Here is a 26,190-nt window from a genome sequence, read left to right as displayed (position 1 = left end):
CGCCGTGACCAGTCCCGGTCGGGACATCTGCGGCCACACCAGCAACACGCGGCTCGCACTGCCCTGTTGACGCGTGCCAGTGATCACCATAGGCTCCGTCGCCGTCGGCTCCGGCGCGCACCCGGAATCCAGAATCCGTCCGTCTGCGCGCGGCCGCCCCTCGTCGCCCCGTCGACGGCGGGTCAGGGGCCGCTGCCCGACAGCACCACCTGCACCGCCCCGTACCGACAACCCTGGGAGGAGCAAGTGAGAGGACGTCGCGCGGCCGCCTGGGCCGCCTCAGCCGTCATCACCACCTTCGCATTGACCGGCACGCTCGCCGGATCTGCCGCCGCAGCGCCCGGCACGACATCCGGGTCCGCCACCGCAGCGCAGGCCCGGTCGGAGGTGGTGGCCACCGCGACCGACCCCGTCACGCACGAGGAGAACGACCGCGTCCCTGAGGGCTCGCTCTGGACGCAGCACTACTTCCCTTCCTCGGACGGCAGCGGGGTGGAGCTGCACGCCGACGTGCTGCGCCCGGCAGACCTGCCGGCGGATGCGAAGACGCCGGTGATCCTGTCGGTGGGCCCGTACTTCTCCCACGCGGGGGAGTCTTCTCCCGCGGGGTGGGACCGGGTCGGGCCATCGGCGCGATTTCAGGATTTCATCGACGGCGCGCGGCTCATGGAGCGTGGATACACCTTCGTGATGGTGGACCTGCGCGGCTTCGGCGGCAGCACCGGGTGCCTGGACTTCCTCGGCCCGGGAGAGCAGGCTGACATCAAGGCGGCCGTCGAGTGGGCAGCGAGCCAGCCGTGGTCGACTGGCAAGGTCGGCATGTACGGCAAGTCGTACGACGCCAACACCGGGCTGGCGGCCAATACCCTCAAGCTCAAGCCACTGCGGGCGATCGTTGCTCAAGAACCGACGTGGAACAGGTACAACTACCTGTACAGCAACGGGGTGCCGCGTTCCAACGTGACCAGCACGCCACGGGGTTACTACTCGATCGCGACGATGGCGCAGCTGTCCGATGACAGTGACCACTACAAGGCGAACGCGGGGTACGAGAAGAACCACCCCGAGTGCGAGAGTGACAACCTCACCAACACCCAGAACCCCGACCCGAAGGCGCCGTTCTGGCGTGCCCGCGATTTCGCTTCCCGCGCGGCCGGATCCCAGACGCCGCTGTTCGTCACATCGGGCTTCATCGAGGACAACACCAAGCCCGAGCAGATGCAGAAGTACCTGGCCAACCATCAGGGCCCGCAACGCGGTTGGATCGGCCAGTGGGAACACGTGCGCGGTAACGACACCAATGCCAAGGGCCAGCTCAAGATGGGACGGGCGGGCTGGTTCGACGAGGTGATGCGGTTCTACGACCAGTACCTCCGCGGCATCGAACCGTCGGTGGCCGACCCGGCGTTCTCCCTCGAGGACAGCCTCGGCCACTGGCGCGCCCAGCCGACCTGGCCGGAGACCAACGACTCGTACAAGGTGCGGCTGGCGCCCGGCCAGTACGTCGACGACGGCGGCAAGGCGCAGAAGGTGGCCCCGTCGCTGACGGCGCCGGATTCTCAGGGCTGGGACATCGAGTACGCGTCGGAGGCCGGTTCGCTGACGACTGACCAGACGAGTGCGCTCAACGCCGACGCACCCGCCAACAGTTATTGGAACTGGTCCACGCCCGCCGCTGAGCAGGTGCGGATCACGGGCAGCCCGGAGATCACGCTCAAGACCAGGGGTCAGGGCAACGTCTGGGCACGGATGTGGGACGTCGCTCCGGACGGCAAGGCGACGATGTTCAACGAGAACGTCGCACTGCTGGACAGCAGTGGATCAACCTCCTTCGCCCTGAAGGCGACGGACTGGACCTTCGAGCAAGGGCACCGGCTGGGGGTCCAGATCGGAACCATCACCTCGAACGGCTGGCGGAGCGTTCCCTCGGGCGAGACGATCACGGTCTCCGACGCGCGGCTCGCCCTCGAGGTGCAGGACCCGCGGTTCGACTCGCCGACCCAGGGTGACCGCTCGCCGTATCTGGACACGTACGTGAAGGCGAACACCACCACGCTGAAAAACGTCGGCACCCCCACCTTCCCGCTGAGCATCTCAAAGAACGGATGACCTGGCGGCTGTCCGGCACCCGCTTATGCGGGGGCCGGACAGCTTGGCGTATCGCGTGGCGACGGATCGGCATCACTCGTCGACACCTTCCCGGACGGGGTTTGCAGGCTGCCGACCCTGCGCCTGCGGAAATCCTCATCCACCCAGTCAGACGGCGTGTTGGTGCAGCGTCCACGTGACCGGGGAGGCGTATCCGACCATACGTGCCCCACGATGCCGGATGTCCCGGGCAAACATTGGGAGGCTGTGCAACACAGCGACCAGGCACTGGCGCATTCGCGGGCCGGCATGGTGATGGTCGTGCCGAACGCCTTCCGGATCGTGGCCTGAGCAGACCGGGCCGCTGGTCGTCTCCCGCACAACGACCGGCAGCTATCCCGGAGTTGGTGCCTGTGCGGGGCGATGCGAGTCGGCGTTCCGTTCACTGTCGATCGAGGTCTTGTCAGTGGGCCGAGTGGCGGATAAGACTGACGATGTGAGTGATCACCGGAGGTCTGTGTCTCCTGCTGTGGCGGTTGCTTCGTATGTGGTTGCTGCCGTTGTGGTGGTCGGGCCGCGGTCCACCGGTGCAACTGCCTGTTGTGGAGGGGCTGCGCTGCAGTGATATGACGCGTTTGCGCGTCGACGGCCGAAGGCGTAGTGGACCCCGCGCGTGGCCGCCCTCCTCCCGAGCGTGTGAACTGCACGATCCTTTGATTTCCGGATGGAAGGTGGAGCAGCTCGTGAGTCATGTGCGCAAGACGGGAGTAAGTCGGCGGCGTGTGCTGGGCACGGCAGCCGGACTGGCCGCGGCCGCGGCGGGAGTGCCGTCCGCAGCCGCGTTGGCGGCATCGCCGCAGACGCTGCCCGAGAAGGCCCGTTGGAACAGACACGCCGCCCATGTGACGATCACGCGGGACGACTGGGGCGTTCCGCACATCGTGGGCGAGACCGATGCCGACGCGGTGTTCGGAATGATGTACGCGCAGGCGGAGGACGACTTCGACCGGATCGAACGGAACTACCTCGTCGCCCTGGGCCGTCTGGCCGAGGCCGAGGGAAAGAGCGCCATCTGGCAGGACCTGCGGCAGCGGCTGTTCCTCGACCCGGAGGCGCTGAAGAAGGACTATGCGAAGTCTCCCGCGTGGCTGCGCACGTTGATGCAGGCCTGGGCGGATGGGCTCAACTACTACCTCGCGACACACCCCGAGGTGCGTCCGCGCGTGCTCGACCGGTTCGAGCCGTGGATGCCGCTGAGCTTCTCGGAGGGCAGCATCGGCGGCGACATCGAGTCGGTGCTGCTCACCCAGCTCGAAGCCTTCTACGACAAGCGGGACGTGCCGATGACCGACGAGGAACGCGGGCTGGTGCTGCGCGAACCCACGGGGTCGAACGGCTTCGCGGTCGCGCCGAGCCACACGCGTGACGGCCACGCGTTGCTGCTGATCAACCCGCACACCAGCTTCTTCTTCCGCTCGGAACAGCATGTGACCAGCAGCGAGGGGCTCAACGTCTACGGTGCCGCCACCTGGGGCCAGTTCTTCATCTACCAGGGCTTCAACGCGCACACGGGCTGGATGCACACGACGAGCGGCGTCGACAACATCGACGAGTTCACCGAGACGATCGTCACCGGGGCCGACGGAATCCGCTACTACCGCTACGGCGACGAACTGCGCCCCGTCACAACGACGACGATCACCTTGTCCTTCCGTACCGAGGAGGGCGGACAGGACAAACGCAGCTTCACCACGTTCGCCACCCATCACGGCCCCATCGTGCGCGAGGCGAACGGCAAGTGGATCGCGTGTGCGCTGATGAACAAGCCCGTCGAGGCGCTCAAGCAGAGCTTCCTGCGCACCACGACGGGGAACTACGCGGACTATCTCCGGGTGGCGGGCCTGAAGGCGAACAGCTCGAACAACACGCTCTTCGCGGACTCGAAGGGTGAGATCGCCTTCCTGATGCCGCAGTTCATGCCGGTGAGAGACGATCGCTTCGATTATCGCAGGCCCGTCGACGGCAGTGATCCGGCGACCGACTGGCACGGACTGCACAGCCTGGACAGCATGCCGCACGTCGTGAATCCGAAGAACGGCTGGGCGTTCAACACGAACAACTCGCCGTGGACCGCCGCCGGTGCGGACAGTCCCAACGCGGCAGACTACCCACGGTACTTCGACAGGGTCGGCGAGAACCCGCGCGGGCCACAGGCCGAGCGGGTGCTGTCCGCGCGTGACGACTTCACCCCGAAGACATTGATCGAGGCCGCGTTCGATCCCTACCTGACGGCTTTCGCGCGGCTGCTTCCCGGTCTCGTCACAGCGTGGAACCAACTGCCCGAGGGCAACGGACAGAAGGCGACGCTGGCCGGCCCTGTCGGCCTGCTGCGTGACTGGGACCACCGGTGGGCCGCGGAGTCGACCGCGACGTCGGTGGCCGTGTTCTGGGGTGAAGACCTGTGGGCGCTCACGTCCCAGGCGGCGGCGAACGCAGGAATGTCGGTGTGGGACTACATGGCCGACCGCGCCAGTGACGCGCAGCGACTCGACGCGCTCGACACAGCGACACGACGACTGGCACGGGACTTCGGCAGCTGGAAGGTGCCCTGGGGCGACATCAACCGCTACCAGCGCAACGACGGAGCGATCGTCCAGCAGTTCAACGACGCCAAGCCGAGCATCCCGGTGCCCTTCGCCTCATCGCGCTGGGGCTCCCTCGCGTCGTTCGGAGCGAAGGCCTACCCGGGAACGAAGCGCTACTACGGCACCAGCGGCAACAGCTTCGTGGCGGTGGTGGAGTTCGGGCCGCGACTGCGCGCCTGGGCGGTGACGGCGGGCGGCACGAGCGGACATCCCGATTCACCGCACTTCGACGACCAGGCTGAACGGTACGCCAAGGGTGACCTGCGGCCGGTCTACTTCTATGCGGATGACCTCAAGGGTCACATCGAGCGGAGGTACCGTCCAGGCAGATGAGGCCGGCCCTTGCGCCGACGAGGGACCGTTCTGATGCTCACAATCCGCCCCTACGGCTCCGTGCGTCGGCCTCAGCGACTCTGCTGCTCAGTCCTTCTGTCGGCCTGTGCGGTGGGGCCTTGTAGTCAGGCAATTTCCGTCTCCCGCACTCGCACCGAGGCCCGCGCAAGTGGAGACGACTCCAGCGGAGTGGTCTCCGCGCGGGGGCCGCGCTGTGAGGAGCGGTGGCTCGGAGCACGGCCCGGGAACATTCCGGCGGGCAGGCTCGTTGACCCGGGGTTACTGCTCCGATCATGAAACGAGGGAGTAACTTGCCCGTGCCAGAAACCGTTTCCGGTGACGCTGTGACTCCGCTTCCGCCGCTCGCCGTCCAGGCCGAGCGCCTGATCGAACTCGGGGTGCCCGAGCTCGCCGGGATATCCGCCGCCGAGCTGCGGGCCTTCGCCGAGGGCGCCGAGGTCAGGGACGGCGGCGCCCTGCTCGCCGTCCACCCGGACCGGGCCCCCGCCTCCGCCCTCGCACCGCTGCTCCGCCGCGAGGGCAAGCCCGGCTTCGTCGTCCTCGACATGTCCGACGTCGACCAGTTCGTGCCCCACCACGCCGAGTTGCCCGACGTGCCCCTCTACCTCGTCACCGGCCTCGACCGCGGCGACCACATGGCCAACTGGAGCCCGGACGAGGCCCTGCCCGCCCTCACCAAGGAGGACCGCACCCCGCTCGTGCTCACCGAGGGCATCCACTGGCTGCTGCAGCAGCCCGAGGTGCTGGAGCGCAACCACTGCTTCATGACCATCGGTTCGCGGCTGCGCAAGGCCAACGGCACTCTGGACGCCCGCGCCCCGGCGATCTGGATCAGCAACGGCACCGGGCGGGACGGCCGCGAGCGGCGCGACGCCCCCAAGGTGGGCTGGTGCTGGTGGAACAACCGGCACACCTGGCTGGGCTTCGGCTCGGCCGCCGGCCGCCGCCCCTAGGGCGTCTCTATCGTCGGATTCCACAGCGACATCGCGGTGTTCGAGGCCGACACCCCGTCGTCTTCGACATAGCCCCATCCCCTCCCCGCCTGCGGAGCCGACCCGTCAGCGAGCACACAAGATCGTGGTGGCACCGGACCCTCGGCCGATGGGCCCTGCCCGGCCCAAGGGCGATGACGCCCCGCCGGTGGGCCGCAGATGCGCCTGTCACGGTGAGAACTCGCCTCCCGTCACCAGCCACGTCGACAGCAAACTCATGAACAGGGCCAGTTATAGGCTTCTGGCCGGCCGGTGCTGGACCGGCCGGCCCTGGATCGGGACGACGGGAGTTGGCATGTCTCGGGAATCAGTGTCGTCGGTGCGTGTCCCTCGACCCGGTCTGCCCGCGGACCAGGGGCTCTTGGACCTGGATGACGATGCGCGAGCACTCTATGTGCGGCTTGCCACCGCTGGTCGGCTGCCGCTGGCCGAGGTGGACGATCGCGTCCTCGGGCCGTTGCTGCGCTCGGGCCTCGTCGCGCGAGCCGAGGGGATGGTCGAAGCGCGGGCGCCGCGTGGCCCGCTCGAGGCAGCCGCGCAGTCGTACACGCAGCTGGCAGCGCGCATCCGGGAGATCGGCGAGGAGCTGACGGATGTGTGGAACGCGTCTCAGCGGGCAGACGTGGGCGTCGACATCTCGACCGGCGCGATCGCGCTGCAGGAGTACGCGGACCTCGTCAGCTCCGCGGCAACCCGGATAGACGCGCTGACGATGGCTCCGCGCAACAATCGGCCGATCGCGACGGCGGACGCTGTCTTCGAGGTGCTGGCGCGCGGGGTCGAGGTCAGGGTCGTGTACGACAGTCGACTGCTCGAGTCTCCCGAGGCGATCGAGGTGGCGGAGACGTGCATGGCGGCCGGCGAACAGGTGAGGATATTTCCCGGCGTTCCGATCAATCTCGTCATCGTCGACGACGCGGTCTCCGCCAACGTCACCTCGGACGGCGATGAGGAGGTGCACGTCGCCAACATTCGGAATCCTCGGCTCGTCGCGGGGCTGCGAAGCGTGTTCGAGTCCTACTGGCAGCTGTCGATGCCGCTCGCCGACGAGAGCCTTGTACTGGATGGCTCGAAGGACTTCCGGCATCTCGTGCGCTTGCTGAGCATCGGGCTGACCGACCGGTCGATCGCGCGGGAGCTCGGAGTGTCCGAACGCACCGTGGGCCGCCGGGTCACTCGACTGCAGGAGCTGCTCGGAGCGGATACTCGCTTCCAGCTGGGACTGCAGATCGCCAGACGTGGCTGGGTGTGACCCGACGGCCGACGCACCGTGTCAGAGGTTTCGCACAGTCCCTCAGCGCGCGTCGGGGGCGACGATCTCGGGCAGCACCTTCTCGAAGGAGTCGGCGACCGTCAGGCTCGGCAGGATGTGTCCTTGGTCGTCGGCACTCTTGACGAGGTTGGCAGCCCAAGCGGAGATGCGGTAGCGCTGGTTGGGCGTGCCGTGGTGCCCGGGGTTGGAGAAGCTGCAGTCGCCGACGTTGTAGAACGTCTGGAGATCCTGCAGGGTGTACGCCTTGTTGAGCGACTCGCCGCGCTTGTGGACCGTGAAGTACGTGCCGAGGGCATCGGCCATCAGCTCCGTACGGCGGGTGGCCTCAGCCTCGTCGGTGATGTCGGTCTCGAAGAGATTGTCCGAGTACTGGACCTGATGTCCGAACTCGTGGGCCATCACCGCACGTCCGCCGACCCGGCCGAGGCCGAGCTCGTTCCACATCTGGAGGATGCCCTGTCCCATCGCCACACGCCGGGTGATGCCGAGCGTCTCGAGCATCTCCTGCGAGTCACCGGCATGGGCGGGGTCGATCGCGAACGCGTTGAGCGAGAACATCGGGTTGTCGACGCCGCCCGGGAACCCGCCCAGCCGGCCCTGACTGAGACCGCCCTCGACGCCCCACTGGAGGAAGAGCGCGCCGAGCGGGCTGACCTTGCCGAGGCCGTTGTACACGTACTGACGGTCGGCCGAGGCGTCGGGGCCGAGGACCTTGCCGTCGAGTGAGACGAGCCCGACGTTGCTGGTGTCGACGTCCCAGAACCGCTGGAGGTTCGTGAACGTGCGAGCGAGCTCGTCGGTGTTCGCTCCGTTGGGTCCGAGAGCGGTGTTTTTGGGGTTGGTGGGCGTCTTCATCAGGGTCCAGTACTGGACCAGAAGGTCGGGCGACAGACCCAGGAAGCCGTTCTGGTACCAGTACCACGAATCAGGGTCGATCTGTGCGATCTGACCGCGGGCCCACTCGCGGAAGTCCGTGGTCGAGCACTTGTAGTCGTTGGGGTTGATGGCCCCGGAGGTCCACTCGTTGTCGACGCCGGCATCGGTGAGCGCTGCCTGGATCTGGGTCCGGGACTTCGCAGCGGCCGCGACGAGTGCGTCGTCGGACGATCCTGCCTCCTCGGCGGCTGCTCGAGTGGCGGCATCGAGATCGAGTCCGGCGATGTAGTCGTTGAACTCCTGGCGCAGTTGCGAGATGTCTGCGGACTGGGCTGCCGCGTTGGGCGCGGCAACGGCAACGGTGGCCGCGGCGGGGGAGATCGCGTTGGCTGCTGTCGCGCCGGTGAGAGACATGGTTGCAAGCGACGCGGCGGCCAGGGTCGCCAGGATGGAGCGCTTCATCCGTACTGACTCCTCAATATCGCCAGGCTCTGTGTGCCTGGGCATGATCGGCATTCAAACGTCGCTGAGCAGGTCAGTGGAAGGCTTGAGGAGTGGCAGGCACCGGACATGTCCGGTCCCGGACAGGCCATGTGGTGGTTCGCGCGATCTGTCGGGCCCTGACGCCGCTCGATGTGGAACGCGGAAACTGAGCGGCCGACCGACGAACGATCGGTGCCGCGATCCCGGACAGCTCCTGGCGCGCGGCCGCCGCGCGAGTTGCTGTCCGGGAACGCGTGCGGCGAGCGGCCCGGTGGGCGCCGCTCTTGCCGCCGGCGTGACGTCAGGTCAGGGGCGTGAGCGCGGGCCTGCCGTTCGGGGCGATGGTGATGCGGTGGGCGGCCCAGGTGCCGTCCGTCGACTGGCCGACGGTGACGGCGCCACCGGACGGGATTTGCGCGATCTCTGGTTCCGCGACGGGAAGCAGGGTGCGCGGCTTGCCGCCATTGAGCGGGGTGGCCTGGAGCGGGCCGCCGGGGCCCGCGGGTGTGCCGTACGGCGGCCGGTAGCTGGTGAGCAGCCACTCGCCGACCAGACCGACGAAGGCGGTGCCGCTCGCGTACTGCGGTACGGGGACCACGGTCTGTGCGCCTGCCGGGTCGTCGCGGCGTACGACACGGGCCTGGCTCGCGCCCTCGTGGTACACGGCGATGTGCGTCGGGGAGAGCGCCGCCTGGAGGTAGAGGGGGTCGTCGTCGGTGGCGTGCGTGCTGATGGTAGTGATCGTGCCGGTGGTGAGGTCGAGTAGGCCGATGTCGGTCGCGTGGCGGAGCCGGATGAGCGCGGACCTGCCGTCGCCGGCCAGCACGGTCTGGTTTCTGTGGAAGAACTGGTCCGCCGGCGGGTCGACCGGAACGTCACTCTGGATCGCCCCGTTTTCCGCCACGTGCAGGACGTGCAGGCGTCCGACCTGCCATACCTCGTTGAGCTCCTGAGTGATCAGAGTGGAGCCGAAGACGGCCGCGACGTACTGCCCGGCGGGGAGGGTGACGTCGATGGTCGTGCCTGCGGCCATGTCCTGCATCTGGATCTGCCCGCTGGAGTAGAGCGGAGAGGTGAGGACTGTGTCGCTTCCGGAGGCGTAGTACCCGTACTGTCCCGGCAGAGCTCCGCCAGAGGTGTCCAGTGACCGCTCGCTGCCGTCATAGCCGCGCCAGGTGTAGGCGCCTGCCGACCCGTCGGCATTCGCGCGGCGGTGCAGGTAGCCGGTGTCTCCGGCGGCGTAGAGGGAGTCCTGTACGTACTGGACCGGATCGGTGCTGTCGGTTGCGGTTGCTGAGGGGGTGACGTTTCGGGTGGCGATGGCGACACCAGACGTGCTGACGGCGCGCGCGTTGGGCGCGGCCGCGGCAATCGTTCCGGCGGCGAGCGTGAGCGCTGCCAGTGCGGCAAGCGTCACGGTGCCGCGGCGCAGGGCGAGGCGGTTGGGGGCGGCGGGAGGGAGCGGGTGCTTTCGCGGCATTCTCAGGCCTCCAAATGTGGTGCGTTGAAACAGCGTTGGACTGGGCAGCAGCCGATGGCAGGCGGCTGTCCCTAGCGCGCGGGAAGCTAACACACCATGTAATCGCACGTCTATTCGAAGCGCATTTCCCCAGAAAGTGGACTTACACAGCCTTGCTGCTGCATGGGAGGCCGACGGGTAGAGCCCTCCCCGCGAGGTCTGCCGCCGGCTCCGGCACGCCCAGCGGCAGAGCGCACGCCGGCAGCCACGTACGCAAAAGCGGCGGCGCGACAGGACCCGGTCCAACGGGTCGGGTGACCAGTGGACTTCCCCGGAGGCGGCGATCGACCCGGTCACTGCGGAGCCGCTGCCGTCCGGCGACCGCGACTGCGGCCGCTGCCCGGCCACCCTGGGGTGAATGGCGCCGGCCGTCGGCGACACGCTGCTGCGTAACGCGCTGATCCCCCTGTTCGAGACATCACTCGCCCAGGCGCCGGCACCGACAGGGCGCCTGCGCTCTTCGTGGCGTACCGGGACGTCAGGCCGGCCGGATCGGGAGAGTTGATCCGGCCGGCCTCGGCCCGCGACACCGCCGCCGGTGCCGTCAGTCGCTGTAGACGCCGACCTCTCGGAGTGAGTAGCCCCACTTGGTGCCGCGCTCCACGCCTTGGATTCGTACGTAGCGCGCCGGAGTCCGGGCGAACCACGCTGTGTCCAGGCCGCCGTCACCAGCGGCCGTCGACCATGCCGTCTGCCAGTTCTCGCGGTCCTGCGACAGCTCGATGCGGTACGACTTCGCGTATGCCGCCTCCCAGTCGAGGGTGACGCGCTTGACCGGCTTCACGGATCCGAGGTCGATCCGCAGCCACTGGTCGTTGTTCCACTCGCTGGCCCAGCGGGTGTCTTTGTCTCCGTCCACGGCCTTGTGGGGAGCGAAGCTGACGAACGGGTTCCACCACTCCGACGTGGACGCGAAGGCTGCCGCACCCGAGGCCAGGTTCTCCCCCAACTCGTGCTTCTCGGTGCTCCGCCAGGTGCGGAGGTAGGACTCGGCACCTGAGAAGAGGTCGTCCACGACCTTCTGTCCACCGACGTTGCGGATGTCCTCGATCCAGTCCGGGACCATGCCGTAGTGCGCCGCGCCATCGGTGTTGAAGTCCCATGTGCGTTCGCCGGTGGTCTGCTTGTCGATCACCGAGCCGCCGTCCGTACTGCGGAAGGGGTACTTGACCGGGTTCGGGGCGTCCGCGCCCCGCGGGGCCGGCCAGCCGCCGACGCCGTTCATGTCGGTGCCGTAGCCGTAGCCGACCTCGTACTTTTCGCGCAGCGCCTCCTTGGCCTTGGCCTCCGCGCTGAACGGCCCGGCGACGCTCATGTACTGAGCGGCGAACCCGCCGAGCTTGTAGAGCCGCTCGGTCCACCCCGAGTCCATCCAGCTGTGCGAGGAGATGGCGCCCGGGTACGACTCGGACTCGAGGATGTCGAAGGCCTGACCCGCGGCCTTCACGCTCATGTGGTCGAGCTCCAGCATCATGTGGCGCTTCATCATGCCGCGCACCGCGTACTCACCCAGGCTGGTCAGCCCGCGGGTGTTGCACTGCGCGTCCGAGGTGTACGTGGGGACGGCCACTCCCTCCGGGAGTTGCTTCTCCGCCTGCGCCGCCACCGCGTTGCCGACGGGGTTGTCGTGCTGCGGGCCGCGGCAGGTCTCCGTCTTCCAGAAGGTGCCGGTCGACAGGAACTGGCCCACGTTGATCGCCGTACCGAGGGCGCCGGAGTCGAAGCGCACCCCGCACAGGGCGTTGTCGAACTTGTGGCACAGGAACATGCTGCTCACGCCCAGTTCGCGCAGCTCGTCCAGGCCGCGGTCGATGTCGGCCTTGCTGCACTGCGCGATGTCCAGGATCTGCTTGCAGCCGAACGGCTCGGAGGTCTCGACCCCCAGGACGACGGCCAGCTTGCCCTGCTCGATGACCTCGCGGGCCTGCTTGCTGCTGGTGACGATCCGGAACCAGCCCTTGCCCGGGCCGCCGTACATCTTGTCGACGTAGGCCTGCATGTCGTACGACTTCTTCGCCTCAAGACGGATGGCGGTCATCTCGTCGCAGGTGCGGTCCTTGAAGAAGTAGACCGAGCAGATCACGCCGTTGGTGACCAGGTCGTTGACCAGCACCCGCTGGCCGCCGCGCCATGCCCGCTCGATGCCGGCGTAGTAGTTCTGCTGGTGGGTCAGCGAGTCGTGGGCGGGCCAGTCCTTGAAGGTGGGCCACCCATTGGGGTCGTGCTTGCCGTCGCCCTTGGTGATGAAGTCGAAGATGGCGAGCGAGCCGTCGGGGTAGTGCTCGGGGCAGTCCTTGAGCGCATCGGCGACGCCCTGCTCCGAGAACGGCTTGCCGCAGATCAGCCGGCCGCCGAAGCCCTCGTTGGACATGATGTGGTCGTGGGCGTCCACGAAGCCTCGTACGCGGCCCTGGGCGTCGGTGCCCTTGAACGGCTCGCCCGTGACGCCGATCTGCCAGTCGGGCGCGGGCCGCTCGGTCGGGGTCCACCAGCCGGGGGCGGGCTCCGCCGCGGAGCTGGGCATCGGGCCGAGGACCAGGGCCATCACGGTGAGGAGCAGTGACACCACCGTGAGGGATCTGATTCTGCGGCGCGGAGGTTGAACCATGGTCATCACACACCTTGATTGACATGTGCACTCAAGTTACTGACGGGTTTTTGAGAATCGCGACCACCGTCGGCGGAGTCAATGGTCCGGACAGAGAAACATGAGAATTTCTCATCTTTGGTGAACCCGTGCTCGGTCGCGGTCGGTTGCGGGTTGATGGGGTGCCGGGAGTCGACTGGCCCGGACGGACGGGCCCGCCCGTCCGTGTGTCGTCAGGTCACGCTGCGGATGCGGTTGACGAGGAGGCCGCCGATGAGGGTGACCAGGGCCGTGGCCGCGTAGAGGCCGGTGTAGCCGTCCAGGTGGGCGATGATCGGCGCGGCGAGGGCGGGCGGCGAGGACTTGCGGACCGGAGTTGGCGATGTTGATGACGCCGAGGTCCTTGGCGCGGTCGGCGGCCTCGGGCAGGACTTGGGTGACGAGGGCCTGGTCGACGACGAGGTAGACGCCGTGACCCGCGCCGAGGACGGCCGCGGCAGCGAGGGCGGACGGCCAGGTGTGGAACAGGGCGAGCAGCACTGCCGCTGCGGCCATGGCCGGCGAACAGAGCACGACGAAGACCTTGCGGCGTCCGACGCGGCCGGACAGGACGCCGGCGGGAATGGCCGTGAGAGCGGCGCGGAGGGTGTGGACCACCGTGAGGATCAGTACGCCGGCACCGGGGTCGTCGTAGTGGACGGCGTCGGCGAGGAAGTAGAAGAGGTAGAGGGTGCCGAGGGCGTTGCCGAGGTTGATCAGGGATCGGGTGCGCGCTCCCCTTCGTGCTGCGCCACTCCGAGCCGTCCCTGTCCCGAGAGCTGCGCCCCACCTTCAAGGCCGTGCCTTCGCCCGCTCGCTCTGGGCGAGTCCCCGGCAGCACCCCGACTTCGGCTGGGCCTGGCGTCGTGGCCGTGAGCGGTGAGGTACCCGGTGCGGCGTACACGCTGCGGTACCGGGGCGACACCGACGACGATGTCCGCTTGCTGTCCGAGACCCTGGTGGCCGAGCTCCTCGCCTCTCAGCTCTGGCTCGATGCGACGGCCGAAAGCGGGCGGCGCGTCACGTCCGGCGTCGGCAGCGCCAGTAATGCACGGTGACTGCCAGGAGCAGGGGCCCCCAGAGGATGATGGGCGCGTAGCAGAGGTTCAGGACCACGACGGAGATGCCGTGGGGAGCGTCGGGGTCCGGATTGACGAACATGTTGTGGATCAGGCCCACGGAGTACACCATGACCAGGCAGGCTCCGACCAGGGCGGGGATCACTGCGGCCGGGACCGACACCGGGCGGCCGCGCAGGCCCGGCACCCAGCGCGGCCAGACCTCACCCCAGGACTGCACCAGGCCGAGCGTCAGGAAGGCGAAGACCTCCGAGAACACCGTCAGGCCCACGATGTAGAGCGACCCCCAACCGGGCACGTGGAGCGTCCTCTTGGCCTCCGGCCCGAAGCCCATCATCCAGCCCCAGGCCATCGGGAGCCGCCATAGGCTGGACGGAAGCGGCGTCAGGACCGCCAGGCGCGCTGCGTTGCGCGCCCAGCGCGGGACATCGGGCAGGGTCTGAAGGGCGGAGAACATCGGCATGGCGACAATCCTGGCCGCGGTGCCGGCCTCGCCGCGTCGGCCCCCGGTCGGAGATGGATCCCGCCCCAGCGGGAGCTCCTCTCCGCCTCTGGTCGCACGCGCACAGTCCGCGGCCTTTCCCGGGCGCCTGGGCCGCGAGCGCGCAGCGTGCCGGCGTGCGATCGGATCGCGGTGCCGGCGCGGCACCGTGTCCGGACGCACCACCAGCCGTAGGAGACGCTGCTTGGCGGGGGAGGATCGGGGTCGTGGCCGTGACGTGGAGGCAGACGCACGGGGTCTTGGACTGTGAACAAGAAGTGCGCCCCCGCGCGGCCTTGTCCCATCCTGCCTTCACGTATGGTCCGCGCCCATGGTGGTCCCCCGGGACGCCGCGGGCCGGTGACGACGCCCTTTCCGCAACGGGAAGGGGCGACGCCGCCGGCGCCCTGACGGCGCGGCGCTGCATCAGACGTTCAGCATCCCGGACGTGTCGATGACCTGACGGATCGCCCGGCCCGAGGCCAGCTCCTCCATCGCTGTGCTGATGTCGGTCAAAGGCAGGGTGCCGGTGTGCATCCGCTCCACCGGCATCAGGCCCGCCCGCCACAGGTCCAGGGAGCGGGGTATGTCGCGACGCGGAACCGCGTCGCCCATGTACGAGCCCAACAGGGACTTGCCCTCGCCCGCGAACGCCAGCGCCGGGACCTCCAGCACCCGGTCGGGCGCGGGCAGGCCCACTGAGACGACCGTGCCGCCCCGGGCCACGGCCGTCAGGCACTCGGCCATCACCTTCGGGCTTCCCACTGCCTCGACCGTCAACTCGACTACACCGGAGGTGAGTTCACGAATCGTCTCGACCGCCTCGCCAGGTGCGTACGCGTGGGTCGCGCCCAGTTGGAGGGCCAGCCCACGCTTCTCCGGCACCGGGTCGACCGCGATGATCCCTGCGTTCCCCCCACGGTCACCTGGCGGCCGGTGTCCGCAGCGGCGAAGGCCGCGCCGAGGAGGCGGCCCTTGACGCGATGCGTAGCGTTCGGCCGTATGGAACCCATGGATTACATCCAGTCAGCACAGGGCGCCCGGTCCCGGGCTCGTGACCTCGGTATCCTCATCGGAGGGTTCGCTACCGGGCCCCTCGACTCGATCACCGATGTGCCGGGCGTCCGTGTCGGGCACGCCACCGTCCGCCGGCACCCCGATGTGCACAGCGGAGTGACCGCCGTCGTGCCTGACGTCGTAGGCCCCCACGCACCGCTGCCCGCCGGGATGTTCACCGGCAACGGCTACGGCAAGCTCATCGGCGTGACCCAGCTCACCGAGCTCGGCACGCTGGAGACGCCGGTGCTGTTGACCTCGACGCTGTCGGCGTTTCGGGTCGCCGACGCACTGGTCGGATGGATGCTCGAACAGCCCGGATGCGGCAAGGTGCAGAGCCTCAACCCGGTCGTCGGTGAGTGCAACGACGGCTTCCTGTCCGACATCCGCGCACGGCCGGTTCACGAGGTGCACGTCCGGGCCGCACTCGACGGAGCGTCCGGTGGACCGGTGGCCGAGGGCTGTGTCGGCGCGGGAACCGGCACAGGCGCCCTGGGATTCAAGGCCGGCATCGGAACCGCCTCGCGCACACCGGACCTGAGAGGCCGGCGGTACACGGTCGGCGTCCTCGTGCAGGCGAACTTCGGCGGCACGCTGCGGGTGCTCGGCCGCAGTGTCACCCCACAGTCCCTTGGCCTGGCCGCTGACCCCGCGCCGGTCGGGGAGGCGGGCTCCTGCATGATCGTGGTCGCCACGGACGCCCCGCTCGACGCCCGGCAACTCACTCGCGTCGCGCGGCGCGCCGTGTTCGCGCTGGCCCGCACGGGCGCTGCCTACAGCCACGGCAGCGGCGACTACGCCATCGCCTTCGGTACGCGGCCCCAGACCGGTGCCCCTCTGGAGGACGCCGAGCTGGGGCCGCTGTTCGAAGCAGTCCTCGACGCGGTCGAGGAGGCGGTGCTCAACTCCCTGCTCGCCGCGACGACGACCACAGGCTTCGGCGGCCGCACCCTGCCGGCCCTGTCGGCGGACCGGCTGCTCGAAGTCCTTTCGGGTCCTGCGACACCACTGGTGCCGGACGGCGAGGGCCCCGCGCGCTGACTCCTCGGCACGGACAGGTTTCCTGCTGCGAGGCGCACAGACCCGCCTGCGTCGCCTCGCTCGCCGTCAGAGTCTCCAGGCGCTCCTGAAGACCCAGGCGGACAACCCGGGCTGCCCGAAGGACCTCTACGCCTCCAACGGCGACGGGTCGTGGACGCGACCCGCACGGGCGGCAAGCGCGTGAACGGGCTCTACGGCGTCGGCATCGTCAACGCCCTGCGGACGGTCAAGTAACCCCGTCGATCAACTCGTTGGGCCCTGGCCGCGTCATACCACCCGTACCGCGAACCAACTGGAGGCCTCTATGACAGCGCCCCGCATGCGCTCCCGTCGTCTTGTCGCCCTTCCGCTGGGGATGGTCACGGCGACCGCCTTCGCCTTATTGCCCAACGTCACGGCGTCGGCGGCCGAGGCGGCCCCGCAGACCGCGACCGCCGACGCGACCTCCCTCAGCTACGTCGTCAACATCGCCACCGGACAAGGCCCGACCGCGACGGTGAAGAAGTCCATCGCCGGCGCGGGCGGCACGATCGTCATCGCGTACGACCAGATCGGCGTGATCGTCGTCCACTCCGCGAACCCCGACTTCGCCCGGACCATCCGCAAGGTTCCGGGCGTGCAGTCGGCCGGCGCCACCCGCACCGCGCCCCTTGCCCCGCAGTCGACGACCGAGGCCGGCACGCCGAAGGTGCTGAGCGCCAGGGAGGTCGCGAGTGTCCAGGCGGCCGAAGGCCAGGACCCGCTGGAGCCGTTTCAGTGGGACCTGCCCGCAATCAAGGCGGACAAGGCGCACGAGAAGACGCTCGGCAGCCGCGAGGTCACAGTCGCCGTCATCGACACCGGCGTCGACGACACCCACCCCGACCTCGCCCCGAACTTCAATCGCGAGGCGTCCGTCAACTGCGTGTCGGGCAAGCCGAACACCACCCACGGGGCCTGGCGGCCGGGCACGTCGTCGGGAAGCGCCCACGGCACACACGTCGCGGGTGAGATCGCGGCCGCCAAGAACGGCATCGGCATGACCGGCGTCGCACCCGGCGTGCAGGTCGCCGGCATCAAGGTGGCCGACCCGAAGGACTACGTCTACACCGAGTCCGTGGTCTGCGGCTTCGTCTGGGCGGCCGAGCACCACGTGGACATCACCAACAACAGCTACTACACCGACCCCTGGAACTACAACTGCCTCGACGACGCCGACCAGAAGGCGCTCGTCGACGCCGTCGTCCGGGCCTCGCAGTACGCGGAGCGCAAGGGCACGGTCAACGTCGCGGCCGCGGGCAACGAGAGACATGACCTGGACGCGGACTCCATCGCCGACCCCGCCTCCCCGGACGACGGCACACCGGGCGACCGGGTGATCGACCCGCACAAGTGCTTGGACCTACCGCCCCAGCTGCCCGGTGTGGTGACCGTTTCCGCGACCGGTGCGAAGGGCATCAAGTCGTCGTTCTCCAACTACGGTCACGGCGTCATCGACGTCGCCGCGCCCGGTGGCGACTCCGTCCGCTACCAGCCCCCGGCCTCGCCGGCCGCCAATGGTGGGATCCTCGGCACGATGCCCGGCGGCACGTGGGGCTACGCAGTGGGCACGTCGATGGCGTCCCCGCACGTCGCGGGGGTGGCCGCCCTCATCAAGTCGACGCACCCGCACGCCACCGCCGGCCAGGTGAAGGCCATGCTGTACGCCCAGGCCGACGCCACGCCGTGCACGGACCCGTACGACATCAACTCCGACGGCAAGATCGACGCCGTGTGCAAGGGGTCGAAGAATCACAACGGGTTCTACGGTGTGGGGATCGTGAACGCGTTGAACGCTGTGACGAAGTAGGCGGCTTCCGCGGGCAAGGGGCCGGACCGTCGACTCAGGTTGGTCAATGTCGGCCCCTTTGTGGGCCCCGTCGCCGTCAGGCGGCGGGCCTCAGCGTTTCGAAGCGGGAGCGGCGGGTGCCGATTCGCGGTGTTCCGCTGGTCCAAGCGTCGAGCCGGGCGAGGTTCATCGCCGCAGCGGTGAAAAAGTGCCGGCCGGTTGGGGCCGATGAGGCGCCTGCGCCCTCAGACACGCCGGTGGCCGCCGCTCACCGGTTGCGGGTGGGGCGGTCGGTTCGCAGCGACCGGTAGCCGGGGTGCACGCCTGGGGTGAGTCCCTGCTGTTCGGCCAGGCGCCTGAGCAGTCCGGTCAGCTGCTGGTGCTCGTCGGGCGACAGTGCCTGGCACAGGTGTTGCTCGTGCGCTGCCCCCGCCTCGCGTAGTTGGGCCAGCATCTCGAGCCCGCGTTCGCTCAGGTGCAGTGCGTACAGGCGCCGGTCGTTGGAGTTCCTGCGGCGCTCGATCAGGCCTCGCTCCTCCAGGTCATCGGCGAAGGACACAAAGCGGCTCGGCGGCATGCCGAGGTCGTCGGCGAGTTCGCGCTGGCTTCGGCCGGGGGTCTGGGCGAGCAGGCGCAGGAGCCCGGCCTGTGCGGGAGTCAGGTCGAGGGCGGCGATCCGCTCGGCGAACAGTTGAGCCGCGTGGGCTCCCAGCTGTGCCAGCAGGAAAGCGGCGCCGCCGCGGAGCGCGCGGCTCCCGTCCTCGTGACTGCTGTTCATGACGGCATCGTACATGCTTGACAATCGTTCTGGACTGTAATCATTATCTTGTGTAATCACTGATCCGGGAGAAGTCATGACCGTTGCCCCCGCCCCTCAACGTCCCGTGGCGAGCGCGCGCCGCCCGCAGACCGGGCCGCCGCTGCTGGCCCCCGTCCTGGCGTTCGCCGCGTTGACCGTCGCCTACGTGGTCGTGAACCGCTCCACTCCTCACCCCGACGCCTCCGGCCTTGCGGTCCTGCACTACGCCCGCAGCCACGGCACCGCGATCAAGCTGGGTTCCTTCCTGCTGCTGGCCTCCGCAGTGCCGCTGGCGCTGTGCGCCGCGGTGCTCTACCAGCGGCTGCGGGCCCTGGGCATCACCGCCCCCGGCTCGGCGATCACCCTGGTCGGGGGAGTACTGGCCAGCTGCGCGCTGACCGCAAGCGCGATGTTCGCCTGGAGCGGCGGACGTCTGCCGGTGGACGCCCCTGCTCCCCTCGCCCGCGCGCTCGCGGACCTGTCGTTCCTGTCCGGCGGCCCCGCCTACGCGGTGATGTACGCCCTGTTCACCGCCGGCGTATCGGTGACGGGCCTGTTGGCCGGCCTGCTGCCGCGGGCGGTGACCTGGACCGGACTGCTGCTCGCCGCAGCCGGGATGCTCTCCACGCTGACCCTGCTGGCCTCCGGCTTCGCCTACCTCCTGCCGGTCGTCCGCTTCGGCGGCACCGTATGGCTGGTGTTCGTCGCAGTGCTGCTGCCGCGCACCCGCCGCCGCACGCCACCCGGGCAAGAGCCCGGCCCCGCCTCGTCCTGACAATCCTCACCGACCAAGGAGCCACTACAGATGTCCGGAAACTTCCCCGACCTGAACGGCAAGATCGTCTTCATCACAGGCGGATCGCGCGGCATCGGCGCCCGAACCGCACGAGCCTTCGCAGCCCAGGGTGCCAAGGTCTGCGCCGTTGGGCGGGACCCCCAAGCCCTGGCCGCTGTCGTCGCCGACATCACCGGCGAGGGCGGCACGGCGATCAGCGCGGTCGCCGACGTCACTGACCCCGCCGCAGTGGACGACGCGCGCCGACAAGCCGAGTCCCGGCTCGGCCCGGTCGACGTCCTCGCCGTCTTCGCCGGAGGACAGGGATTCCCCGTCCCGTCCGTGGAACTGACCGAACAACGCTGGCGCGAGGTCATCGACTCCGACCTCACGTCGGTGTTCCTCACCATCCAGGCATTCCTGCCGGGCATGCTCGAACGCGGCAGCGGCTCGATCATCACCATGTCCTCGGCCGCCGGCCGCCAACCCAGCCAGGCCAATCTCGCCTACGGCGTCGCCAACGCCGGGGTGGTGATGCTCACTCGTCACCTGGCCACCGAGGTCGCACCGCGGGGGATCCGCGTCAACTGCATCGCGCCCTCGGCCATCCTTACCGAGACGACAGAGGCCCGCATGCCCGCCGCCGTGCAGGGCAAAGTCGCCGCCATGCACCCGCTGGGCCGCATGGGAACGCCGGACGACGTCGCCCACACCGCCCTGTTCCTCGCTTCCGAGGCCGCCTCCTGGCTCACCGGACTCACGATCGACGTCGCCGGCGGCCGCGTCACCGGCTGAAGAGGACCGCCGGGGCGCGGCCCGTCCCCCGAGCGGCTGCGGGATCCGTTCGAGCCCTTCTCGGCGATGGCCTGCAGCGCCGCGAGTTCAGTCGCTTCTTCGAGTGGCACACGGTCGGCCTATGGTTGGTCTCATGAGCCGTTGGAAAGAGTTGACCGGGGAGAAGTCCGGAGAGGACTACGCTGCACGGTTCGCAGACCTGGCCCGCAGCGGGAGCGATGTGCACGGTGAGGCGCGGTTCTGCGCAGCTCTCGTGCCCGTCGGAGCGCGGGTGCTGGACGCCGGCTGCGGTACCGGACGGGTCATGATCCGGCTCGCGGAGCTCGGATACGACTGTGTCGGGGTGGATCTTGATGCGTCGATGCTGGCAGTGGCGCAGAAGCAGGCGCCGGGGCTGCCGTGGTTCCAGCTCGATTTGGCAGGGTTCGAGCCGGACTTGCTCGGCATTGCAGCGGACTTCGATCTCGTGGTCGCTGCAGGCAACGTCTTCCCGCTGCTCGCTGCCGGCGCCGAGGTCACGGTGGTCAAGCGCCTGGCCACGGCCCTGCGGCCGGGCGGTCTGATGGTCGCCGGCTTCGGCCTCGACGAAGCCCACCTGCCCGTGCCGCCCAGCATCACGCTGGCAGAGTACGACGACTGCTGCGCCGAAGCCGGCCTCACCCTCGTTGACCGCTTCGCCACCTGGGACGCTGACCCTTACGACGGCGGCGGCTATGCCGTCAGCGTCCACCGCCAGTGAGGATATGCGGGTCACGGACACCTCGGACGGTCACACCGTGACCGTCGCCTACGACGCCCTCGGGCGCGAGGTGTCGTGCGACGACGGCGCGCGCAACACGACGACGCGCGAGTACGAAAAGCCGGACCGACCGGTCACATCTCGGAGATATGCAGGGGTTGGGCGGAGGCGGAGTGCTGTTCCTCATCCGTCCTGAGTTCGCGGTCCGGTAGCGGTGGTCGTGAGTTGGTCGCCGAGTGCGCTTCTCCGGTACAGCACATGCCGTCCGTCACGTGTCCGGGTGACCAGTCCTGTGGAGTGCAGGACACGCAGGTGTTGGGAGACAGCGCTCGGGGTGACCCTGAGACGGCGGGCGAGCTCTACGGTGGGCAGCGGCTCTTCCAGGAGGCTGAGCAGTCTCGCCCGGGATGAACCGAGCAGAGACACCAGGGTGGTTGTGTCGACGGTCGGCATCTCCGAGCCCCACAGCGTGGCTACTCCCCGGCTGGGATAGACGAGGCTCGGCGGCTCGTCCGGGCTGACAGGGGGCGCGGGCTTGTGTGCGAACACTGACGGCAGGAGCAACAGCCCCCGGCCGGATGCCGCAACCCGGTGCCTGCTGATCATCTTGCGGATATACAGTTCTCCGCCTTGCCAGCGCAGGTTCGGGTGCATGTCGGCGAACAGCAGTCGGGCGCCTCCCAGAGCGAGCTGGCGGGCGCGGTAGGTCATGTCGGCTTCCAGCACCAGTCGCATCTGCGGCCACATCGGCTCGATGGCCACCTTCCAGTACTGCCGCAGGAGATCGCAGATGACATCGCGGAGTCTGGCGACAGGTGCGTCTTCGGCGGCGGTGGCGTCGCGGAGCGCTTCGGGAACAGGGTCGGGTGCGTGCGCAAGCAGTAGGTCGTGGCGGACACGAGCGCAGGACGCCTGACGGACGACGGAGAGTTCTTCTTCGAAGGCCGGCGCGAAGCTCGTGGGATTCGGGGTCAGGAAGTCGGGGAGGGTGCGCCGCTGGGCGACCAGGGACATCAGCAGACCGGTGTCGAGCGTGCCGAGTCTGCCGAGTACGGACCTGCGCCAGGGCAGGTGCAGCGCGGACAGGCCCGGATCCTGCAGCACCCGCAGGCTGAACAGGGTTTCGTGCAGGGGTGAGAGGGCGAAGCGGGTGTCCGCGAGGTCCTCGACGCCGAGCACAAAGCTGATCATTAAGCCATACGCTACATCGATTGGCGATGCAACGTCGATGCCGTGGACTTCCTCTCATGACACAAACAACTCATGTGCAGCGCACGGTGATTGTCACCGATGCGGCACGTGGCATCGGCGCCGCTGTTGCCGCGGCCACTGCGGCCGTCGCCCGGATCGCCGCCGCGTTCGGGCCGCCGACGGTGCCGGTCAACAATGCCTTCCTCGTAAGTCCCGGGGCGGGGTTCGTCTCAGCTACGTCGCAGGCGGGCCGGTGGACTGAAGGGTGAGCCGCCGGATGATCCTGATCTTGTCTGTCACGTGCGCCGTGGCGGTGGGCAACATCTACTTTCCGCAGGCCATCGGTCCGCTGGTCGCCGCCGGGCTGCATGTGTCGCCCGATTCGGCCGCTGCGGTGGTGACCGCCACACAGACCGGCTACACGGCCGGGATGGTCTTGCTGGTGCCCCTTGGCGACCGGCTCCCGCACCGCTCGTTCCTCGTCGCCCTTCTCGCCCTGACCGGTCTGGCACTGCTCGCAGCGGGTTGCGCACCGGCTCTGCCGGCCCTCATTGCCGCCAGCACCCTTGTCGGCCTGACGACTGTGGGCGCGCAGATCGTCGGCCCCCTGGCGGCTGGTCTCGTGGCCGCCGACCGTCAAGGAGCGGTGATCGGCACCCTGCTGAGCGGATCGACCGGCGGCATGCTGCTGGCCCGGACCTTCAGCGGCACGCTCGGTGAGTGGCTGGGCTGGCGGGCCCCCTACCTGGTCGCCGCGGTCCTGGCTCTGATCCTCGCCACCGTCTTGGTGTTCGCGGTGCCGACCACAACCCCGTCCTCCCGCCAGCGGTACGCAGCGCTCCTGGCCGAGCCGCTGCGCCTGCTGCGCACCGAGCCAGACCTGCGCCGCTCGTGCTTCTACCAGGCAACGGTATTCGCCGGATTCTCTGCGGTCTGGACCTGCCTGGCGCTCCTGCTCGCCGGACCGGCCTACGGGCTGGGTGCCCAGGCGGTAGGAATGATCGCTCTGGTCGGCGCGGCGACCATGGTCTGCACCCCGCTCGCCGGCCGTCTGGTGGACCGCTACGGCCCCGATCCGGTGAACCTCGTCTGCATGCTCGGCGTCCTCGTCTCGGCTGCGATCCTCACCATCGGTGCCCGGGGCGGTGCGCTGGGTCTGGCCGCCCTGACACTTGGCACGCTGCTCCTCGACACCGCGATGCAGTCCGGCATGGTCGCCAATCAAGTCCGTGTCTACGCCCTGCGCACCGACGCCCGCAGCCGGCTCAATACCGCCTACATGACCTGCGCCTACCTGGGCGGCAGCGCAGGTTCCTGGATCGGGATACGCGTCTGGAGCCAGGCTGGCTGGTGGGGCGTGTGCGTGCTCGTCGCGCTGCTTGCCGCACTCGCCCTGGCCCGCCACCTACTGGTGCTGTGCAAGTTCGAGAAAGGCCCGGCCAGGACCCGTGTGGAGAATGCGGATGGCTGCGGCCACCGCCTGAGCACCGGTGGAAGTGATCAGGCCTCGTACGGCACCTCCGTTACCCGCTCTCACCGTCGTTTGCCTCGTCGTGGGCGTGGGGGTCGCGCAACGGGCGCAGGCCAGGCGCCGCGGGCCGGGTGAAGGCGTAGCGGCCGAGGAAGGCGGCGCAAAGCCCGGCTCCGCGCCGCCGACTTGGGCCGCTCGTGCGGTGGACTCACCAGCAGGTGCACCTGTCCGCCCAGGCGCAAGAAGCGTTACCGTCCCAGGCGCTGCGCCCTCGTGACAGGGCGATCGAGATCGTACGGCACCTCGCGCGGTCCGCGGCCCGGTTCCAGGCGGAGTTCGCGGCCCTGCCACCGTCGGCGCAGCCAGCGGTCGTGGCTCGCCACGACAATCGCGCCGGGTCCCTGCCCCAGTGCGGCCTCCAGTTCGTCGCACAGGGCGGGGGAGAGGTGGTTGGTGGGCTCGTCGAGCAGCAGCAGCTGGGGCGGGTGGGCCACCAGGAGCGCCAGCGCCAGGCGCCGGCGCTGGCCCACGGACAGTCGTCCGACCGGCTTGTCCAGGTCCGCCTCGTGCAGGAGGCCGAGCAAGCCCAGCGGCACCTTCTCGGCGCGCGCCGGGCCCAGCGTCACCTCGTAGGTGTCCCGGACCGTGCGGTCGGGCCGCTCGAACACGGTGTCCTGGGTGAGCATCCCCACCGTCAGCCTGCGCCGCCGGTGCACCTCGCCCTCGGCGGGGAGACGTCCGGCGAGCACGGCGAGCAGCGTCGACTTGCCTGCCCCGTTGCCGCCCGTGACCAGCAGCCGGTCCGTCGCCGACACCTCCAGACCGCCCAGTGCGAGCCGGCCGGGCACCCGGACGTCGTGCAGCGACACCAGGGGACGCGGGCCCTCCTCGGTACGCGCGGCCAGTTCCCCGGCCGCGAACCGCAGCGGGCGCGGCGGCTCGGCGACTTGCGAGCGCTCGAGCTCCTCCAGCCGCCGGGTGGCGTTGCGGACCCGGCGGGAGATCTGGTTCTGTACCCGGCCCGCCCGGTGGCCGTAGCCCATCTTCTCGTTGTCGGTGCGGCCCCGGTCCGGCGCGACCCGGTGCGCGGTCACCCCCGACGCGTGCTGCAGCTCCGCCAGTTCCTCCTGTTCCTCGGCGTACTGCCGCTCCCAGCGCTCCCGTTCGGCGCGCTTCTCGGAGAGGTAGGCGCTGTAGTTGCCGCCGTAGCGGACCGGGCCGTCCACCGCCGGGTCGAGGTCGATCAGGTCGGTGCAGACGGCGTCGAGGAGTGCCCGGTCGTGGCTGGCGAGGACCACGGTTCCGGGCAGGCCGCGGATCTGCTCCTCCAGGAAGGCGGCGGCGCCGTCGTCGAGGTGGTTGGTCGGCTCGTCCAGCAGCAGCGCCGACGGCCGTCGGACGAGCAGCGCGGCCAGGGCCAGCCGGCCGCGCTGCCCGCCGGAGAGCGAGCCGAGCGTGCGGTCGTGCCCGACCGCGCCGAGGCCCAGGCCGTCCAGCACCAGGGCCGCGCGGCGGTCGGCGTCCCAGGACTCCCGGTCCTGGGCCTGCTCAAGCCGCCTGCCGTAGGCGTCGAGGACCTCTTGGTGGCCGGGGTCGTCCACCGGGACGCGGGCGAGCGCCTCGCCGAGCCGGTCGAGCTCCGCGAGGTCCTCGCGGGCCTCGCGCAGCGCCTCGTCCAGCACCGCGGCGATGGTCGAGCCGGCGTCGAAGGGCATCTCCTGGTGGAGGAAGCCGAGGTCACCGGGGCGGGTGACGCTTCCGGCGTCGGGTTCGTCCACGCCGGCAAGCACGCGCAGCAGGGTGGATTTGCCGACGCCGTTCTCCCCGATCAGGCCGATGCGGTGGCCGGGGGAGGCGGTCAGGGAGACGCCGTCGAGGACGCGTCGGCCGCCCAGATTGCGGACGAGGTCGTGGGCGAGCAGGGCGGGCTGGGGCATGGGGAACCGTCCAACGTGATCGGTGTTCGGCCCGCGGGGCGTGCTGCCTCGGACGCGGGCCACTTCACACGTCGGCGGGTCACACCGTGGGGGCTCCCGTCTCCTTGAGCGTTCCGTCGGCCAGCCGCAGCCAGCGGTTCACGCCGATCGCGGCGAGGAACCG

General features: G+C 69.4%; 21 protein-coding genes. 12 read left to right on the top strand and 9 right to left on the bottom strand.

Features of this window, described 5'->3' with window-relative positions:
* Positions 1-246 precede the first annotated feature (246 nt).
* From ACNPQM_RS32670 to ACNPQM_RS32655, 4 genes are all read left to right on the top strand, one after another.
* On the top strand, positions 247-2,109 hold the full coding sequence (locus ACNPQM_RS32670; protein ID WP_418086789.1) for a CocE/NonD family hydrolase: 1,863 nt from the start codon (positions 247-249) through the stop codon (positions 2,107-2,109).
* 722 nt (positions 2,110-2,831) lie between these two features.
* On the top strand, positions 2,832-5,066 hold the full coding sequence (locus ACNPQM_RS32665) for a penicillin acylase family protein (RefSeq protein ID WP_418086788.1): 2,235 nt from the start codon (positions 2,832-2,834) through the stop codon (positions 5,064-5,066).
* 293 nt (positions 5,067-5,359) lie between these two features.
* Positions 5,360-6,040, top strand: a complete 681-nt coding sequence (locus ACNPQM_RS32660; protein ID WP_418086787.1) for a DUF5701 family protein — start codon at positions 5,360-5,362, stop codon at positions 6,038-6,040.
* A gap of 400 nt (positions 6,041-6,440) precedes the next feature.
* Positions 6,441-7,331 carry a hypothetical protein gene (locus tag ACNPQM_RS32655; RefSeq protein ID WP_418086786.1) on the top strand — a complete coding sequence of 297 codons (891 nt, stop codon included), beginning with the start codon at positions 6,441-6,443 and terminating at the stop codon, positions 7,329-7,331.
* A gap of 42 nt (positions 7,332-7,373) precedes the next feature.
* Here ACNPQM_RS32655 and ACNPQM_RS32650 read toward each other — a convergent pair whose 3' ends face one another.
* The 4 genes from ACNPQM_RS32650 to ACNPQM_RS32635 all read right to left on the bottom strand — a co-directional run bounded on the left by ACNPQM_RS32650 (position 7,374) and on the right by ACNPQM_RS32635 (position 13,483).
* Positions 7,374-8,690 (bottom strand): hypothetical protein, encoded by a 1,317-nt coding sequence (locus ACNPQM_RS32650; RefSeq protein ID WP_418086785.1) that lies wholly within the window; start codon positions 8,688-8,690, stop codon positions 7,374-7,376.
* Positions 8,691-9,012: 322 nt separating this feature from the next.
* The gene (locus ACNPQM_RS32645; RefSeq protein WP_418086784.1) at positions 9,013-10,191 is read right to left on the bottom strand and encodes a hypothetical protein; all 1,179 of its coding nucleotides are present in this window, start codon (positions 10,189-10,191) and stop codon (positions 9,013-9,015) included.
* A gap of 583 nt (positions 10,192-10,774) precedes the next feature.
* Entirely contained in the window at positions 10,775-12,844 is a 2,070-nt protein-coding gene (locus ACNPQM_RS32640; protein WP_418086783.1) for a discoidin domain-containing protein, read from the bottom strand.
* 105 nt (positions 12,845-12,949) lie between these two features.
* Positions 12,950-13,483 (bottom strand): MFS transporter, encoded by a 534-nt coding sequence (locus tag ACNPQM_RS32635; RefSeq protein WP_418086804.1) that lies wholly within the window; start codon positions 13,481-13,483, stop codon positions 12,950-12,952.
* A 245-nt stretch (positions 13,484-13,728) separates the two neighbouring features.
* Here ACNPQM_RS32635 and ACNPQM_RS32630 point away from each other — a divergent pair, with 245 nt between their 5' ends.
* Positions 13,729-13,914, top strand: coding sequence for a hypothetical protein (locus tag ACNPQM_RS32630; RefSeq protein WP_418086782.1), 186 nt, complete (start codon positions 13,729-13,731; stop codon positions 13,912-13,914).
* Here ACNPQM_RS32630 and ACNPQM_RS32625 read toward each other — a convergent pair.
* Positions 13,877-14,398, bottom strand: coding sequence for a hypothetical protein (locus ACNPQM_RS32625; protein ID WP_418086781.1), 522 nt, complete (start codon positions 14,396-14,398; stop codon positions 13,877-13,879). The two genes, ACNPQM_RS32630 and ACNPQM_RS32625, sit on opposite strands and share 38 nt — an antisense overlap.
* Before the next feature lie 444 nt (positions 14,399-14,842).
* Complete coding sequence (locus ACNPQM_RS32620) at positions 14,843-15,316, bottom strand: zinc-binding dehydrogenase (protein WP_418086803.1); 474 nt, start codon at positions 15,314-15,316, stop codon at positions 14,843-14,845.
* 102 nt (positions 15,317-15,418) lie between these two features.
* Here ACNPQM_RS32620 and ACNPQM_RS32615 point away from each other — a divergent pair, with 102 nt between their 5' ends.
* Positions 15,419-16,513: a P1 family peptidase gene (locus tag ACNPQM_RS32615; protein ID WP_418086780.1), complete on the top strand. Its 1,095-nt coding sequence runs from the start codon at positions 15,419-15,421 to the stop codon at positions 16,511-16,513.
* A 304-nt stretch (positions 16,514-16,817) separates the two neighbouring features.
* Positions 16,818-18,341 (top strand): S8 family serine peptidase, encoded by a 1,524-nt coding sequence (locus ACNPQM_RS32610; RefSeq protein WP_418086779.1) that lies wholly within the window; start codon positions 16,818-16,820, stop codon positions 18,339-18,341.
* A gap of 247 nt (positions 18,342-18,588) precedes the next feature.
* On the opposite strand, the gene ACNPQM_RS32605 is transcribed toward ACNPQM_RS32610, so the two are convergent.
* On the bottom strand, positions 18,589-19,098 hold the full coding sequence (locus ACNPQM_RS32605) for a MarR family winged helix-turn-helix transcriptional regulator (RefSeq protein WP_418086778.1): 510 nt from the start codon (positions 19,096-19,098) through the stop codon (positions 18,589-18,591).
* A gap of 76 nt (positions 19,099-19,174) precedes the next feature.
* Here ACNPQM_RS32605 and ACNPQM_RS32600 point away from each other — a divergent pair, with 76 nt between their 5' ends.
* The 3 genes from ACNPQM_RS32600 to ACNPQM_RS32590 all read left to right on the top strand — a co-directional run bounded on the left by ACNPQM_RS32600 (position 19,175) and on the right by ACNPQM_RS32590 (position 21,428).
* The gene (locus tag ACNPQM_RS32600; RefSeq protein ID WP_418086777.1) at positions 19,175-19,894 is read left to right on the top strand and encodes a DUF4386 domain-containing protein; all 720 of its coding nucleotides are present in this window, start codon (positions 19,175-19,177) and stop codon (positions 19,892-19,894) included.
* A 30-nt stretch (positions 19,895-19,924) separates the two neighbouring features.
* Positions 19,925-20,689: an SDR family NAD(P)-dependent oxidoreductase gene (locus ACNPQM_RS32595; RefSeq protein WP_358862563.1), complete on the top strand. Its 765-nt coding sequence runs from the start codon at positions 19,925-19,927 to the stop codon at positions 20,687-20,689.
* A gap of 133 nt (positions 20,690-20,822) precedes the next feature.
* On the top strand, positions 20,823-21,428 hold the full coding sequence (locus tag ACNPQM_RS32590) for a methyltransferase domain-containing protein (protein ID WP_418086776.1): 606 nt from the start codon (positions 20,823-20,825) through the stop codon (positions 21,426-21,428).
* 183 nt (positions 21,429-21,611) lie between these two features.
* On the opposite strand, the gene ACNPQM_RS32585 is transcribed toward ACNPQM_RS32590, so the two are convergent.
* Entirely contained in the window at positions 21,612-22,619 is a 1,008-nt protein-coding gene (locus ACNPQM_RS32585) for an ArsR/SmtB family transcription factor (RefSeq protein WP_418086775.1), read from the bottom strand.
* A 56-nt stretch (positions 22,620-22,675) separates the two neighbouring features.
* Between ACNPQM_RS32585 and ACNPQM_RS32580 the strand changes: the two genes are divergently transcribed.
* Together ACNPQM_RS32580 and ACNPQM_RS32575 are read left to right on the top strand one after the other, a co-directional pair.
* Positions 22,676-22,888 (top strand): hypothetical protein, encoded by a 213-nt coding sequence (locus tag ACNPQM_RS32580; protein ID WP_418086774.1) that lies wholly within the window; start codon positions 22,676-22,678, stop codon positions 22,886-22,888.
* Between the two features lie 8 nt (positions 22,889-22,896).
* Positions 22,897-24,225: an MFS transporter gene (locus ACNPQM_RS32575; protein WP_418086773.1), complete on the top strand. Its 1,329-nt coding sequence runs from the start codon at positions 22,897-22,899 to the stop codon at positions 24,223-24,225.
* A gap of 113 nt (positions 24,226-24,338) precedes the next feature.
* Here ACNPQM_RS32575 and ACNPQM_RS32570 read toward each other — a convergent pair whose 3' ends face one another.
* Positions 24,339-26,027: an ABC-F family ATP-binding cassette domain-containing protein gene (locus ACNPQM_RS32570; RefSeq protein WP_418086772.1), complete on the bottom strand. Its 1,689-nt coding sequence runs from the start codon at positions 26,025-26,027 to the stop codon at positions 24,339-24,341.
* Positions 26,028-26,190 lie beyond the last annotated feature (163 nt).

Origin of the sequence: Streptomyces sp. NPDC056231, from assembly GCF_048270745.1 — a bacterium.
GTDB lineage: Bacteria > Actinomycetota > Actinomycetes > Streptomycetales > Streptomycetaceae > Streptomyces.
The sequence above is the reverse complement of the archived record's forward strand: the minus strand, read 5'-3'. Positions and strand labels throughout refer to the sequence as shown.